Source organism: Fulvimonas sp. R45 (genome assembly GCF_030504985.1).
GTDB lineage: Bacteria > Pseudomonadota > Gammaproteobacteria > Xanthomonadales > Rhodanobacteraceae > Rhodanobacter_A.
The window spans coordinates 37,186-51,588 of record NZ_JASERU010000015.1 but is presented as its reverse complement, the minus strand read 5'-3'; the positions used below and the strand labels follow the sequence as shown (position 1 = coordinate 51,588).

Sequence of the window (14,403 nt, the reverse complement as noted above, 5' to 3'; positions counted from 1 at the left end):
GCATCGGCGGTCAGGCCGCGGCGCTGCCGAAGGAGGGCGGACGGTCGGCGGGGGCGGTGCCGAAGCGCTGGTTTGGCGTGGCGCCCATCACAAACTCCAGCGTGCCGCCCCGCGCCAGCTCGGCATGGCCGATCCAGCTTTTCGTCCATGGCCGGCCGTTCCATGCGACCGACTGGATGTACGGGCGGCCCGGTCCGTTGCCCCGGCTGCGCACCGTGAGCACCCGTCCGCGGCCGACGTCGATCTCCGCATGGGCGAGCAGCGGGCTGCCGAACACGTAGTGGGCGCTGACCGGGTCGACCGCGTACAGGCCCAGCGCGCTCATCACGTACCACGCGCTCATCTGGCCGCAGTCCTCGTTGCCGGCGATGCCGTCCGGCGCCGCCGCGTACATGCCTTCCAGCAGCATGCGCACGCGCGCCTGGGTCTTGTGGTGCGCGCCGGCGTAGGCGTAGAGGTAGGCCACGTGGTGGCTGGGCTCGTTGCCGTGCGCGTACTGGCCGACCATGCCGGCGATGTCCGCCGGCGCGTCGGCGGGCAGGGTGGGGTCCGCCTCGAACAGGCCGTCGAGCTTCGCCACGAAGGCGGCGTCGCCGCCGAACAGCCTGATGTATTCGTACAGGTCGTGCTGGTTGAGGAAGGTGGCCTGCCAGGCGTTGGACTCGGTGAAGTCGCGCCACTGCTTCGAATGGCCCATGCCGCGCGGATCGAACGGCTGCAGCCACGCGCCGTCGCTGCCGCGCGGGCGCATGAACGCGCTTTTCGCGTCGAACAGGTGGCGATAGTTGCGCGAGCGCTGGCGCAGGGTCTTCGCGTCGTCGTGCGCGCCCACCGCCTCGGCCAGATGCGCCATGGCCCAGTCGTCGTAGGCGTATTCCAGCGTCTTGCTGACTGCCTCGGCCTCCTTGTCGCTGGGGAGGTAGCCGAGCTTGCGGTAGTACGACAGGCCGCGGTAGTCGTCGTCCATCGCGCGCTTGCGGAACACCGGCCAGGCCCTGGCGTAGTCGATGCTCTTGAAGCCCTTGGCGTGCGCCTCGGCCAGCACCACCGCGGAGTGGTAGCCGATCATGCAGCCGGTCTCGATGCCTTGCAGCGGCCATACCGGCGGGCCGTCCGGACTCTCGACCGCCATGCGCACCAGGCCATCGACGAGGTCGGGCACGCGCTCGGGCTGGACCAGGGTGAGCAGCGGATGCTGCGCGCGGTAGGTGTCCCACAGCGAGTAGGTGCTGTAGTTGTGCCGGCCCTGCGGCAGTTGGTGCACGGCCTGGTCCATGCCGCGATAGCGGCCGTCGACGTCGCTGAACAGGGTGGGTGCCAGCAGGGTGTGGTACAGCGCGCTGTAGAAGGTCTTCAGCACCGGGGCGGGCGCGTCCTGCACGCGGATGCGGCCCAGCTCGCGCTCCCAGCTGGCGGTGGCGGCGTGCCGCACCTGCTCGAAATCCCAGCCGGGGATTTCCGTGTCGAGGTTGCGCAGCGCGCCGTCGGTGTCCACCGCCGAGAGGCCCACCTTCACCAGCAGTGGCGCACTGCCGGCGTCGGCGACGTGCAGCGCGGCCTTGAGGTGGGCGCCCTTCGCCTGTTTCGCGCCGTGCAGCGGCTGGTCGTCCGAGTACAGCTCGGCGCGGGTGAACGGGCGCGACAGCTTCAACGCGAAGTAGACGTGCCGGCCGTCGGCCCAGGCGTGCACGCGGCGGCCGCCGACCAGGGTGTCGTCGCCGACCACGCGCAGCTCGGCATCGGTGATCTTCGCCGGCTGCGCCGGATCGGTGTGGTAGCCGTGGGCGAGGTCGAGCAGCAGGTGCCCCGCGCCCTTGCGGGCGAAGGTGTAGCGATGCAGGCCGGCGCGCAGCGTGGCGGTCAGCTCGGCGAGGATGTCGTGGTCGCTGAGGCGCACCCGGTAGTAGCCCGGCTGCGCCTGCTCGGAGGCCTGGTCGTAGCGCGAGCGGTAGCCGCGCCCCGGTTGCGCATGGTTGTCCGGCAGAAGCGCCCTGGGATTCGGCACGCCGTCGTACTTCGAGTGGAAGTTGCCGTCCGGCAGGCCGCGGCGGCCCGGTTGCAGCAGCACCGGGCCCTGTGCGGGCATCAACAGCACGTCGAGCATGTCGCCGATGCCGGTGCCACTGAGATGGGTATGCGAGAAGCCCATGATCGAGCCGTCGCCCTGGTGGTAGCCCGAGGCGGCGTCCCAGCCGCTTTCGTGGGTGTCGGGGCTGAGCTGCACCATGCCGAACGGCAGCGAGGCGCCGGGATAGGTATGTCCGTGCCCGCCGGTGCCGGTGAACACGTCGACGTGGCGGGTCCAGCCGCCGGCCGTCGCCGCATCGGTCGCGGGCGCGGCGCGCCCGGCAGCGGCGAACGCCGACGATCGGCCCGGCCGGCTACCAAGCAGCGCCAGCGAGGCCGCGCCTTGCAGGAACTGTCTGCGGGTCACCATTCACGCTCTCCCCCTACGCAAATCGACGACAGGAAAAGGCACTGCACCCGGCGCGGTCGCAACGGCATCCGGAGACGCTGCCGCGCTGATGGAGCAAGGATGCGTGCGCTTCTACCCATTTGCAATTTGCATTGCACAAATTAGTAATCATGGAAATTAAATTCTGTTCATGACCGGAGCATGACCGCTGGCCGAGGAAACGGTTAAAGGTTTCCGTCGACCGGGTTTATCGGTCGCTGCTGTCCGGCGCGGCCCGCGCGCGGCGGGTTCAGTGCGTCGGCATGGCGAACTGCGCGCCGTGGCCCGCGGCGTCGGCCAGCCAGCGTTGCGTCACCGCCTTCTGCCGGGTGTAGAAGCGCACGCCTTCGGGGCCGTAGGCGTGGTGGTCGCCCAGCAGGCTCTTCTTCCAGCCGCCGAAGCCGTGGAACGCCATCGGCACCGGGATCGGCACGTTGACGCCGACCATGCCGGCGTCCACGTGGTGGGCGAACTCGCGCGCCGCGTGGCCGTCGCGGGTGAAGATCGCGGTGCCGTTGCCGTAGTCGCTGTCCCCGATCAGCGCGAGCGCGGCGGCGAGGTCGGCCACGCGCACCACGCACAGCACCGGCCCGAAGATCTCGTCGCGGTAGATGCGCATGTCCGGGGTGACGCGGTCGAACAGGCTGCCGCCGAGGAAGTAGCCGTGCTCGCGGCCGGCCACACGGCAGTCGCGCCCGTCCACCACCAGCTCGGCGCCCGCGGCGACGCCGTCGGCGATGTAGCCGGCGACCTTGTCGCGGTGCTGGGCGGTGATCAGCGGCCCCATCTCGGCCTGCGCGTCCATGCCGTCGCCGACGCGCAGCGCGCGTACCCTGGGCGCGAGCTTCTCGACCAGGGCGTCGGCGGTGGCGTCGCCCACCGCCACCGCGACCGAGATCGCCATGCAGCGCTCGCCCGCCGCGCCGTAGCCGGCGCCGACCAGCGCATCGGCGGCCTTGTCCAGGTCGGCGTCCGGCATCACCACCATGTGGTTCTTGGCGCCGCCGAGCGCCTGCACGCGCTTGCCGCTCGCGGCGCCGCGAGCGTAGATGGCCTCGGCCACCGGCGTGGAGCCGACGAAGCTCACCGCGCGCACCCGCGGATGGTCCAGCAGCGCGTCCACGGCGCCCTTGTCGCCCTGCAGTACGTTGAACACGCCGTCCGGCAGGCCGGCCTCGGTCAGCAGTCCGGCCAGCAGCAGGCTGGCGCCGGGATCGCGTTCGGACGGCTTCAGCACGAAGCTGTTGCCGCAGGCGAGCGCCATCGGGAACATCCACATCGGCACCATCGCCGGGAAGTTGAACGGCGTGATGCCGGCGCACACGCCCAGCGGCTGGCGCACCGTCCAGGCGTCGATGCCGTGGGCGACCTGCCCGGTGTAGTCGCCCTTCAGCAGCTCGGGAATGCCGCAGGCGTACTCGACCACCTCCAGCCCGCGCTGCAGTTCGCCGCGGGCGTCGGAAAGCAGCTTGCCGTGCTCGCGGGTGATCGTGGCGGCGAGCTGGTCCATGTCGCGTTCGAGCAGTTCCCGGAAACGGAACATCACCCGCGCCCGCTTCAGCGGCGGCGTCTGCGCCCAGGCGGGGAAGGCGGCTTCCGCGGCCTTCACGCAGGCGTCCACTTCTTCCGGAGTGGCCAGCGTGATCTCGCCGATCTGCGCGCCGCTGGCGGGATTGTGCAGGGGCATCCGGGCGCCGCGGCCGGCGTGGTGCTGGCCGCCGATGTAGTGGCCGATCGTGGTCGGCGCCGGGGTGGATGCGGAAGCTTGGGCGGACATGTCGAATACCTCTCAAAGATGCGCGGTTTGCTCCCTCTCCCCTCCGGGGAGAGGGCCGGGGTGAGGGGCGGTTCTTGCGGGAAATTTCCATCGAAGTCGTGCGTCGATCGATGCTCGTCGCGAGCACCCGCCCCTCATCCAACCCTCGGGCCACCTTCTCCCCAGAGGGGAGAAGGAGTTAAGTCATCAACCAGTCGTGCGCCGGGTCGTTCCTGAAATGCCACTCGCGCCGCGGCCCGGCCATCACGTTGAGGTAGTAGCCGCGATAGCCGTGCGGCATTACCACCGGGTGGTAGCCGCGCGGCACCATCACCACGTCGTGGTCGCCCGCCGCCATCGACTCGTCGAGGTCGCGCGCGTCGGTGTAGACGCGCTGGAAGGCGAAGCCCTGCGGCGGGTCGATGCGGTGGTAGTAGGTTTCCTCCAGCGCGCTCTCGTCGGGCAGCCGGTCGGTGTCGTGCTTGTGCGGCGGGTAGCTGGAGGAGTGCGCCGCCGGCGTGACCACCTCCACCACCAGCAGCGACTCGGCGGGCTCGGTCTCCGGCAGGATGTCGCAGATGTAGCGGGTGTTGCTGCCCTGGCCGCGCACCGAGCGCTTCATGCCGGCGGCGGGCAGCAGGCGCACCGGCAACTTTCCGCTCGCCGGCGCGGTGGCCAGCGCCAGTTCCACCGCGTCGTGCGCGGTCACCTCGAAGCGGGTGCCGGGCGGGGCGTAGACGGCGTCGGGCGCGCGTTCGTCGAACACGCTGGCGCGGCCACCCAGGTGCTCGAAGCGCTGCGCATCGGCCAGTACGTCGGCGCTGCCGGTGAGCACGACCAGGCAGCCTTCGCGGCCGTCCGGCAGCACCAGCTGCAGGCGTTCGCCCGGCGCCAGGCGCAGGGCTTCGAAGCCCACGTGCTTCCAGCCCGCCGACGCCGGGGTGACCTTGACGATCTCGCGGCCCTGCGGCCGCCCCTTCACCAGCAGGCTCATGCGACCTCCCGATACGGTGAACCGTCGACCAGCGCGCGCAGGGTGCGGTAGCCCTTGGCGGCATAGGCGTAGCTGGGCGCGACGGCGGGATCCTGTTCGGCCTCGACCACCAGCCAGCCCCGGTAGCCGTGCGCGCGCAGACGCTCGACGATCGCGGCGAAGTCGATGGCGCCGTCGCCGGGCACGGTGAACACGCCGTTCAACACCGCGTCGAGGAAGCTCCACTGGCGGTTGAACGCGTGGCGGACCATCGCCGGGCGCACGTCCTTGCAGTGCACGTGGCAGACGCGGTCGATGTGCCGGTCGAGGATGGCCAGCGGATCGCCACCGCCGAAGTACGCGTGGCCGCTGTCGAACAGCAAGCCCACCTCCTGGCCGGTGCGTGCCATCAGGCGGTCGATGTCGCCGGGCGATTCCACGTAGGCGCCCATGTGGTGGTGGTAGGCCAGCCGCACGCCGTGCCGCAGCAGGTGGCGGCCGAACGCGGTGAGCCGTTCGCCGTAGCGCTTGAAGGCGTCGTCGTCGCGGAAGCGCGGCCGCTTGTACAGCGGCACCGACGGCTCGCCCTGGATCGCATCGGCCACCTCGCCGTACACCATCACCGCGCAGCCGTTTTCGGCGAGCAGGCGCAGGTGCGGCGCCACGGCCGCGATTTCTTCCTCCACCGAACGCTGCGCGAGCCGGCCCGAGTACCAGCCGGACACCACCTCCAGCCCGTAGGCGGCCATCAGCACGCGCAGGGCCGCCGGCTCGCGCGGGAACTTGTTGCCCAGCTCGAAGCCCTGGTAGCCGATCGCGCGGCCCTCGGCCAGCGCGGTCGCCAACGGCGTCTCGCCGCCCAGCGCGGGCAGGTCGTCGTTGCTCCAGCCGATCGGGTTGATGCCGATCTTCACCTCGAAGGGGCGGGTGGCTGCCTGGTCAGTCATGGGTCTTCCCATCCTGATTCTTCCCGGGGTTGGAACCGGACCGTTTCTGCACGGCCGCCTCGTACTCGCGCCGCGCGGCACGCACGCTTTCGCGCCCGGACACCTCGGGCACGGCCACCTCCCACCAGCAGCCGCCCTCGGCGGTGGTGCGGCGGTGGTCGGTGTCGATGGCGATCAGGTAGGTGCGGGTGGCGGCGCGGGCGCGCTGTAGCGCCTGTTCGAGTCCGGCGAGGTCGCGCACGTGTTCCGCCTCGGCGCCCATCGCGCGCGCGTGCGCCGCGAAGTCGATGGCCGGTACGCCGTCCGGGCCGTGCAGGCAATCGCCCAGCATGTTGTTGAACGGCGCGCCGCCGCAGGCCTGCTGCAGCCGGTCGATGCAGCCGAAGCCGCGGTTGTCCAGCACGATCACGACCAGCTTGCGGCCGAGCATCACCGAGGTGGCGATCTCGGCGTTGAGCATCAGGTAGCTGCCGTCGCCGACCATCACGACCACCTCGCGCTCGGGCCGGGCCATCTTCACGCCCAGGCCGCCGGCGATCTCGTAGCCCATGCAGGAGTAGCCGTATTCCATGTGGTAGCCGCCGGGCGTCTCGGTGCGCCACAGCTTTTCCAGCTCGGCCGGCAGCGTGCCGGCGGCGCCGACTACGATGTCGTGGCGCGCGGAGTCGGCGCACGAACGCTGCACCGCGCCGATGACTTCGCCTTCGTAGGGCAGCGTGCCCGCCGGCAATTCGCGCCGGCCGGTGACGCGGTCCACGATGGCGCGCCAGTCCGCCGCGGCGCGTTCGGCGCGCGTGCGCCAGGCGTCGTCGGTGCGCCACGGGCCGAGCGCGGCGGACAGCGCGTCGAGCCCCAGCCGCGCATCGGCGACGACTTGCACGCCGCCGCCCTTCAGCGCATCGAAACCGTCGACGTTGAGGGTGACGATGCGCGCCGCGCGGTACAGCGCGTTGGAGCCGGTGGTGAAGTCCTGCAGGCGGGTGCCGACCGCCAGCACCAGGTCGGCCTCGGCCAGCAGCCCGTTGGCGGCGGTGCCGCCGCTGACGCCGGCCGGCCCCAGCAGCAGCGGGTGGTGCCACGCCAGCGCGCCCTTGCCGGCCTGGGTCTCGGCCACCGGCACGCCGTGCGTCTCGGCGAAGCGGCGCAACGCCTCGCCGGCGCCGGCATAGAGCGCGCCGCCGCCGGCGATCAGCACCGGCCGCTGTGCTTCGCGCAAGGCCTGCGCGGCCTCGGCGATGGCGTCGTCGGCCGGCGGCATGCAGCGGAACGCATGCACGCGCTCGGCGAAGAAGCTTTCCGGCCAGTCCCAGGCCTCGGCCTGCACGTCCTGCGGCAGCGCGAGGGTGGCCGGGCCGCACAGCGCGGGATCGGTCAGCACGTGCAGCGCGCGCGGCAGGGCGCTGAGCAGTTGCTCCGGCCGCACGATGCGGTCGAAGTAGCGCGACACCGGGCGGAAGCAGTCGTTGACGCTCACCGTGCCGTCGCCGGGCTCCTCCAGTTGCTGCAGCACCGGGTCGGGCGCGCGCGAGGCGAACACGTCGCCCGGCAGCAGCAAGACCGGCAGGCGGTTGACATGGGCCAGCGCGGCGGCGGTGAGCAGGTTGGTGGCACCGGGGCCGATCGACGTGGTCACCGCCATCATCTGTCGCCGCATCCGCGCCTTGGCGTAGGCGATCGCGGCGTGGGCCATCGCCTGCTCGTTGTGCGCGCGCCACGTCGGCAACCGTTCGCGCGCGTGGTACAGCGCCTCGCCGAGGCCGGCCACGTTGCCGTGGCCGAAGATCGCGAACACGCCCGCGAACAGCGGCAGCAGCGCACCGCTGTCCTCGTCGCGCACCCGCTGCGCGGCGAGGTAACGCACCAGCGCCTGCGCCATCGTCAATCGCACGGTGGCGCTCATGCCGCGACCCCGTCGTGCATGCGCGACCCGCGCGCCTGCCGCCACAGGTCCGCGAGTTCGGCGAACTGGCGGGCGGCGTCCGTCACCAGCGCCGCGTCGTCGATCCCGCCCTGCAGCCACGCCCGCGCCGGCCCCAGGAACAGGCTGCGGCCGACCGCGAAGCCGCGGCAGCTGGCGCTGCGCGCGGCGGCCTGGAAGCCCTCGGCCAGCTCGGCGAACGGCGCGTTGAGGCCGAGCAGCACGACGCCGCGGCAGTACGGATCGCGCGCGGCGATCAGTGCGTCGATCGCGGCCCAGTCCGGTGCCGGCAGCGGCGCCAGCTTCCACCACTCGGGGCGGAGCCCCAAGTTGTAGATGCGCTTCATCGCGCGCAGCACGCGCTCGCCGGGCGTGCCGGTGGCGTCCGGGTTCGGCGGCGGGATCACTTCCAGCAGCAGCTCATGGCCGCTGTGCAGCACGGCGTCGTACAGCGTGCACAACTGGGTTTCCTGCTCCAGCCGCGCTTCCGGCTCGCCGTCGGGATCGAACGGCACCAGGCATTTGACGACGTGTTCGGCGGGCCAGTGCTGCAGCTGGCTGCCGACCGAGCGGCCGAACTCGAACTCCAGCGGGTTGGAGCCGGGCATCTCCACCGGGCGGCCGATCCACCAGCCGCGACCGGTGGCCGCGTGCAGGGCGTCCTGGCCGTAGCGCTGGTCGATCAGCACGCCCACGCGCCCGTGCAGGCCGAGTGCCTGCTCGGTGCGGGCCACCGCCTCGACCAGCAGTTGCTTGAGCCGCGGCAGGCGCGATTCGTCCGCGCCGCACTCGCGCGCCAGCTCGTGGAACTGGCTGCGATGGTCGAAGGCGAACACGTGCAGGTCGTTCCAGGCCCGGCGCGGCACGCTGGCGCGGTGCAGGTGGGCCAGTTCGCGGTCGGCGTCGGGGCGTGGCAGGCGTTCGCCGCGGGCAAGGAAGTAGTCCAGCTCCGCGCGGCTGGGCATCGCCGGCGCGCAGCCGTGCCGCGACACCACCAGCGCGCCGCAGGCGTTGGCGTAGGCGCAACTGCGCTCGATGCCTGCCCCGCGCAGCCAGCCGTACAGGAAGCCGGACAGGAAGGCGTCGCCGGCGCCGAGCACGTTGAGCACTTCCACGCGGGTACCGGCGTAGCCCGGTGCCTGGTCGAGGTCGGCCGGGACGTCGCCCTCGAGCACGCTGCAGCCGGATGCGCCGCGCTTCACCACCAGGGTGGCCGCGGTGACCGCGCGGACCGCGCGCAGGGCGGCGACCAGGTCGGTGGCGCCGCCGGCGATCTGGAACTCCTCCTCGGTACCGACGACCAGGTCGAAGCGCGGCAGGATCGCCTGCAGGTGCGCGGTGACGCCGGCGTCGGCGATGAAGCGGGTCTGGCCGTCGGCGCGGCCGGTGAGGCCCCACAGCACCGGGCGGTAGTCGATGTCCAGCACGGTGCGCACGCCGTGGCGGCGCGCGATGTCCAGCGCCTTCACGCTGGCCGCGTGCACGCGGGGCGTGGAGAAATGGGTGCCGGTGATCGCCAGCGCGCGGGCGGAGGCGACGAAGGCCTCGTCGATATCGTCCTCGCACAGCGCCATGTCGGCGCAGTTCTCGCGGTAGAAGATCAGCGGGAAGGTGTCGCGGTCCTCGATGCCGAGCAGCACCAGCGCGGTCAGCCGTTCGCGGTCGATGCGCACCTGGCCGGTGTCGCAGCCTTCGCGCTGCAGCGTCTCGCACAGGAAGCGCCCCATGTGGTCGTCGCCGACCCGGCTCAGCATCGCCGTGCGCAGGCCGAGCCGCGCGGTGCCGAAGGCGACGTTCGCGGACGAGCCGCCCAGGTACTTGGCGAAGCTGCTGGCGTCCTCCAGCCGGGCCCCGGGCTGCTGGGCGTAGAGATCCACCGCGAGGCGGCCCAGGCAGATCAGGTCGTAGGTGCGTTCGTTCATCGCTGGCCAGTGTGGGGGAGTGGGGACGGTCGAAGGGGACTCAGGCGGTGGCGCGGCCTTCCAGTTCGTCGAGCAGGCCGCGGATCTCGGCGTTGCCGGACATCATCTCGAGCACTTCCGCCTCGCCGATGTCGCCCTTGGCGAAGCTGCCCAGCGAGCGGCCGCGGTTGAGCACGGTGAAGCTGTCGCCGACCGGGTAGGCGTGGTGCACGTTGTGGGTGATGAAGACCACCGAGATGCCGCGTTCGCGCGCCGCGTGGATCAACTTGAGCACGTTGCAGCTCTGCTTGACCCCGAGCGCCGCGGTGGGCTCGTCCAGGATCAGCACGCGGGCGCCGAAGTGGATCGCGCGCGCGATCGCCAGGCACTGCCGTTCGCCGCCGGACAGGGTGCCGACCGGCTGCTGCGGCGAGCGCACGTGGATGCCCATCTCGGCGAGCTTCGCGACCGAGACCTCGGCCGCGTGCTTCATGTCCATCACCGGGATCACGCCGAACAGCTTCCGCACCGGCTCGCGCCCGGCGAAGAAGTTGCGCGCCACGCCCATCAGCGGCACCAGCGCCAGGTCCTGGTAGACGGTGGCGATGCCGCGGTCCAGCGCCTCGCGTGGCGACTTGAAGTCCACTTCTTCGCCATCGACCAGGTAGCGGCCGCGGTCGGGGCGGTGTACGCCGGCGAGCGTCTTGATCAGGGTGGACTTGCCGGCGCCGTTGTCGCCGAGCAGGCAATGCACCTCGCCGCGGCGCAGGCGCAGGGTGACGTCCTGCAGCGAGATTACCGTGCCGAAGAACTTGCTGACGCCTTCGAGCTGGAGGATGTAGTCGTGCTGGTCGGCGGTCGTCATGGCGGCATCCTCACTGGCCCGCACCGGCGCGCGAGCGGCCGGCCTGCGAGCGTATGTAGTGGTTGAACAGCACCGCCAGCAGCAGCATCGCGCCGAGGAATACCCGGTACCAGTCCGAGTCGATGCTGGTGAAGGAGATGCCGACCTGCACCACGCCGAAGATCAGCGCGCCGAAGCAGGCACCCAGCACCGAGCCGTAGCCGCCGGTGAGCAGGGCGCCGCCGATCACCGCCGCGATGATCGCCTCGAACTCCTTCTGCAGGCCGCGGTCGGCCGCCGCGGAGCCAACGTCGGCCACCTGCAGCACGCCGAACAGGCAGGCGCAGAACGCGGTGAACACGAACAGGCTGATCTTCACCCGGTGCACCGGGATGCCCGCGTTCTTCGCCGCGCCGTTGTCGCCGCCGACGATGAACACCCAGTTGCCGAAGCGCGTGCGCGACAGCATGAAGCCCGCGCCCACCGCCACCGCCAGCCACCACAGCAGCACCTTGGGCAGGCCGTCCACCACCGGCGCGCCGTCCGGCAGCGTGTCGACCAGGCCGGCACGGGCGAGCCATGCGAACAGGGCGTGGAAGGTGGTGCCCTGGAACAGCGTGCCGACCACCGGGTCGGCGGCCAGCCGATCGCCCATGCCGCCGACGATGGTGCTGTTGGCGAAGTGCGTGGACAGCACCAGGGTGCCGCCGCGCAGGATGAACATGAAGGCCAGCGTCACGATGAAGCTGGGAAGCTTCGTGCGCACCACCAGGTAGCCGTTCAGCCATCCCAGCGCCATGCAGCCGGCGAACGCGAACAGCGCCGACGCCCACACCGGCCAGCCGAGGAAGGACGCCGGCACCGCCATCATCATGCCGGCGAAGCCGACCATCGAGCCGATCGAGAGGTCGAACTCGCCGGCGATCATCAGCACGCACGCGCCCACGGCGAGGATGCCGAGGTAGGCGGCGACCTGGGTCCAGCTCATCACCCCGTCGAGGTTGAACATGCCCGAGTCGCCGGCGAACACGCCGAACAGCACGAACACCAGCACGGTGCCGGCGATGGCGCCGAACTCGGGGCGGTTGAACAGTCCGCGCCAGCGCGGGATGCGGCGGACGCGTTCGTCCACTGCGGCGCCGTGCGCGTCCGGCTTGCTCGAAAGGGCGGCTTGCGAAGTCGTCACGTTCATCGAGTCTCCGGGGTCATCGTGCCGGGGCGGTTTTCGGGGCATGGGCGGTGGGCGACATGGGATGCCTCAACGGAATTGCCCGGCGTAGCGGGCGACCACGTCCACGTTGTCCCGGGTGACGAAGGACGGGCCGGTGCTGACGCCGTGGCTGTCGTAGATGGGGTTCAATCCATAGGCCTTCAGGCGCGCCTGGAATTTCGGGTTGGCCTTCAGCGCGGCCACGATCGCGGCCGGGTCGTGCGTGTGCCGCTCGTGTGCGATGGCCAGCGCGGCGATCGCCATGTAGCCCTGCAGGTAGGGCTGCTGGTCGATCGCGAAGGCGACCTCGCCGCTCCTGATGCCGGCGATGATCGCGGGCGACAGGTCGAAGGTGCAGAAGTAGACCTTGCCCGCCAGGTTCATCCGCCGCAGCGCCTGCAGCGCGGGCTCGGCCGAGGTCGGGCCGAGCGCCAGCACGGCCTGGGTGCCGGGGTGCTTGCGCAGGTAGGCGCTGGTCTTGCTGCGCACCACCACCGGGTCCACGCCGGAATCGATCATCGAACTGCGCGCGTCCACCCCGAGCGCATCGGCGAAGCCCCGGCAGCGCTGGAACGAGGCGGCGTTGGTGGCGTAGTGGTTGACGCAGACGAACGACCGGACACCGGCGGCCCTGGCGCGCTCGCCGGCGGCCTTGCCCGCCGCGTACTCCGGCTGGCCGATGTGCATGATCGCGCCCAGCCTGGCGCTCTCCTGCGGCGTGCCGGAGTTGATCGTGACGATGGGGATGCCCTTGGCGGCGATCCGCGCGGCCGGTCTGGACAGCACGTCGACGTCGGCGATGTCGAAGGCCACGCCGTCGTAGTTGCGCGCGGCCGCCACCTCGAGCAGCCGCGCCATGTCGGCCAGGTCGCCGTCGGGCGGGTTGCGGTAGTCCACCTGCACGCCGTAGTCCTCGCCGGCCTGCTGGATCGCGTTCCTGACGGTGTTCCACCACACGTCCGAGTCGGCGGCGTGGCTGACCAGCACGTAATGACCGCCGGCGGGCGGACCGTCGGCCGCCACCGCCGCCGTGGCGGCAAGCGCCAGGACCAGCGCCGGTAACCATCGAGTCCGCATGCCACCTCCAGAGCGTCGACGCCGGCGGGCCGGCAGTTCAGGAACGAAAGCGTGCCGCCGGAACGTTACGCGGACTGGACGAGGATAGGAACGTTCGTGCAAATTGCAATTTGCATTGCACAAATTCAATTTTTAGAAACAAACTTCCATCGCTGGCGCGGTCAGGGGTCCACGAGTGCGGCCAGGAAGTGGTGGAGCTGCCGCCGCGCGTGCGGCGACAGCTTGGCGACGCTGCGGGCGATGTGGGGGAACCCGCGCGCCGCGCCGGCCAGGTGCATGTCCATGTGGCCGCGGCCGAGAACGAGCCAGTCCGCGGAAATGTCCAGCGCCAGGCAGACGTTGGCGACGTTGCCGAGCGTCATGGCGCCGCCGCTGCGCCACCGCGACACCGCGCTTTCGGTGACGCCGACCGAACACGCGACCACGCTGAGCTTGCGCATCCCGCGTTGCTGTATCGCAATGCGCAGGCGCTCGCCGTGCGCGCCGTTGCCGTATGAATCAGGGACCGCCGGCCTCTCGCCGGTCGCCGCACGTCGGACCATCGCCTTCCCCCTTGGGGCCACGACACTCCATCGTGGCCGTATGCCGGCAACCGTGGGCCGGATCCGGCGGTCAAGCCTAGCCGCCGGCTCCCGCCGTCACCATTGGTCCGAAACGCTAGGCCACCGGCGGGCGATGGCCAGCAGTTCGGCCATCTTGTGGGCTCCGCAGCGGCGCATGGCGTTGTTCCGGTGCGTGCCGACCGTGTGCGGGCTGATGCCGAGTTCCACGGCGATCTGCTTGGTGGTCAGCCCCAGCGCGACACGCCCGACGACCTGCCGTTCGCAGGCCGTTAGCGGGCGTTCCGGATCCACCGCGAAGGTCGGCGGAAACGCGGACAGGGCCAGCGCGACGAGGCCCGCGTACGAGTGCAGCCCGAACTTCCGCAGGATGCTCGACCGGTGCTTCTTGACGGTCCCGACCGACAGGCCGAACGACCGGGCGATCGCCCGGCAGCCGTGCCCGGCCGCGACCAGCGCGAGCACCTCGCGCTCCCGCGCCGTCAGGCGGAGCCGCGATCGTCCCGCGGGGTCGTCCCTGTCCATTTGCCGCTCCCATCCCGGCGCGATACGGCCACTGCCGCAATTGTCCGATGTCCCCGCGTCGCGGAGACCGGCCGCGCCCGCTTCCGCGCCGCGCTCAAGTCCCGCGCAACGGCCCTTGCGCGCGGCTTGACCGGATTGCCTTGAGCGGCAGGGGCGGCGGGCGCAGCCTCGTGGAGCACTCCCGGGCCGGCCCGTGCCACCACGACGGGGCCGGGCCGGCCGGCGAGGGGATTCCAG

General features: G+C 71.3%; 11 protein-coding genes. All 11 read right to left on the bottom strand.

The genetic code is table 11. The features are described from left to right. Positions 1-10 precede the first annotated feature (10 nt). Complete coding sequence (locus QMK61_RS13400) at positions 11-2,437, bottom strand: GH92 family glycosyl hydrolase (protein ID WP_302072724.1); 2,427 nt, start codon at positions 2,435-2,437, stop codon at positions 11-13. A 268-nt stretch (positions 2,438-2,705) separates the two neighbouring features. Then, a complete protein-coding gene (locus QMK61_RS13395) occupies positions 2,706-4,232 on the bottom strand; it encodes a CoA-acylating methylmalonate-semialdehyde dehydrogenase (protein ID WP_302072723.1) in 1,527 nt (508 codons plus the stop codon). Positions 4,233-4,410: 178 nt separating this feature from the next. Beyond that, a complete protein-coding gene (iolB, locus tag QMK61_RS13390; RefSeq protein ID WP_302072722.1) occupies positions 4,411-5,205 on the bottom strand; it encodes a 5-deoxy-glucuronate isomerase in 795 nt (264 codons plus the stop codon). Then, positions 5,202-6,131: a myo-inosose-2 dehydratase gene (iolE, locus tag QMK61_RS13385; protein WP_302072721.1), complete on the bottom strand. Its 930-nt coding sequence runs from the start codon at positions 6,129-6,131 to the stop codon at positions 5,202-5,204. Before iolE ends, iolB begins: the two co-directional genes overlap by 4 nt. Further along, a complete protein-coding gene (iolD, locus tag QMK61_RS13380) occupies positions 6,124-8,031 on the bottom strand; it encodes a 3D-(3,5/4)-trihydroxycyclohexane-1,2-dione acylhydrolase (decyclizing) (protein ID WP_302072720.1) in 1,908 nt (635 codons plus the stop codon). Before iolD ends, iolE begins: the two co-directional genes overlap by 8 nt. Further along, positions 8,028-9,971 carry a 5-dehydro-2-deoxygluconokinase gene (gene iolC, locus QMK61_RS13375; RefSeq protein ID WP_302072719.1) on the bottom strand — a complete coding sequence of 648 codons (1,944 nt, stop codon included), beginning with the start codon at positions 9,969-9,971 and terminating at the stop codon, positions 8,028-8,030. The genes iolD and iolC overlap by 4 nt, the downstream gene beginning before the upstream one ends. A 40-nt stretch (positions 9,972-10,011) precedes the next feature. Beyond that, the gene (locus QMK61_RS13370; RefSeq protein ID WP_302072718.1) at positions 10,012-10,815 is read right to left on the bottom strand and encodes an ATP-binding cassette domain-containing protein; all 804 of its coding nucleotides are present in this window, start codon (positions 10,813-10,815) and stop codon (positions 10,012-10,014) included. A 10-nt stretch (positions 10,816-10,825) separates the two neighbouring features. Further along, positions 10,826-11,986, bottom strand: a complete 1,161-nt coding sequence (locus QMK61_RS13365) for an ABC transporter permease (RefSeq protein ID WP_302072717.1) — start codon at positions 11,984-11,986, stop codon at positions 10,826-10,828. A 66-nt stretch (positions 11,987-12,052) separates the two neighbouring features. Then, entirely contained in the window at positions 12,053-13,081 is a 1,029-nt protein-coding gene (locus QMK61_RS13360; protein WP_302072716.1) for a sugar ABC transporter substrate-binding protein, read from the bottom strand. A 161-nt stretch (positions 13,082-13,242) separates the two neighbouring features. Continuing rightward, the gene (locus QMK61_RS13355; protein ID WP_302072715.1) at positions 13,243-13,521 is read right to left on the bottom strand and encodes a helix-turn-helix transcriptional regulator; all 279 of its coding nucleotides are present in this window, start codon (positions 13,519-13,521) and stop codon (positions 13,243-13,245) included. A 198-nt stretch (positions 13,522-13,719) separates the two neighbouring features. Then, positions 13,720-14,166 carry a helix-turn-helix transcriptional regulator gene (locus tag QMK61_RS13350; RefSeq protein ID WP_302072714.1) on the bottom strand — a complete coding sequence of 149 codons (447 nt, stop codon included), beginning with the start codon at positions 14,164-14,166 and terminating at the stop codon, positions 13,720-13,722. Positions 14,167-14,403 lie beyond the last annotated feature (237 nt).

What these genes read in the sequence shown, in the direction of transcription:
- QMK61_RS13400 (WP_302072724.1), bottom strand. Translation starts at nt 2,437, where the DNA reads ATGGTGACCCGCAGACAGTTCCTGCAAGGCGCGGCCTCGCTGGCGCTG.
- QMK61_RS13395 (WP_302072723.1), bottom strand. Translation starts at nt 4,232, where the DNA reads ATGTCCGCCCAAGCTTCCGCATCCACCCCGGCGCCGACCACGATCGGC.
- iolB (WP_302072722.1), bottom strand. Translation starts at nt 5,205, where the DNA reads ATGAGCCTGCTGGTGAAGGGGCGGCCGCAGGGCCGCGAGATCGTCAAG.
- iolE (WP_302072721.1), bottom strand. Translation starts at nt 6,131, where the DNA reads ATGACTGACCAGGCAGCCACCCGCCCCTTCGAGGTGAAGATCGGCATC.
- iolD (WP_302072720.1), bottom strand. Translation starts at nt 8,031, where the DNA reads ATGAGCGCCACCGTGCGATTGACGATGGCGCAGGCGCTGGTGCGTTAC.
- iolC (WP_302072719.1), bottom strand. Translation starts at nt 9,971, where the DNA reads ATGAACGAACGCACCTACGACCTGATCTGCCTGGGCCGCCTCGCGGTG.
- QMK61_RS13370 (WP_302072718.1), bottom strand. Translation starts at nt 10,815, where the DNA reads ATGACGACCGCCGACCAGCACGACTACATCCTCCAGCTCGAAGGCGTC.
- QMK61_RS13365 (WP_302072717.1), bottom strand. Translation starts at nt 11,986, where the DNA reads ATGAACGTGACGACTTCGCAAGCCGCCCTTTCGAGCAAGCCGGACGCG.
- QMK61_RS13360 (WP_302072716.1), bottom strand. Translation starts at nt 13,081, where the DNA reads ATGCGGACTCGATGGTTACCGGCGCTGGTCCTGGCGCTTGCCGCCACG.
- QMK61_RS13355 (WP_302072715.1), bottom strand. Translation starts at nt 13,521, where the DNA reads ATGCGCAAGCTCAGCGTGGTCGCGTGTTCGGTCGGCGTCACCGAAAGC.
- QMK61_RS13350 (WP_302072714.1), bottom strand. Translation starts at nt 14,166, where the DNA reads ATGGACAGGGACGACCCCGCGGGACGATCGCGGCTCCGCCTGACGGCG.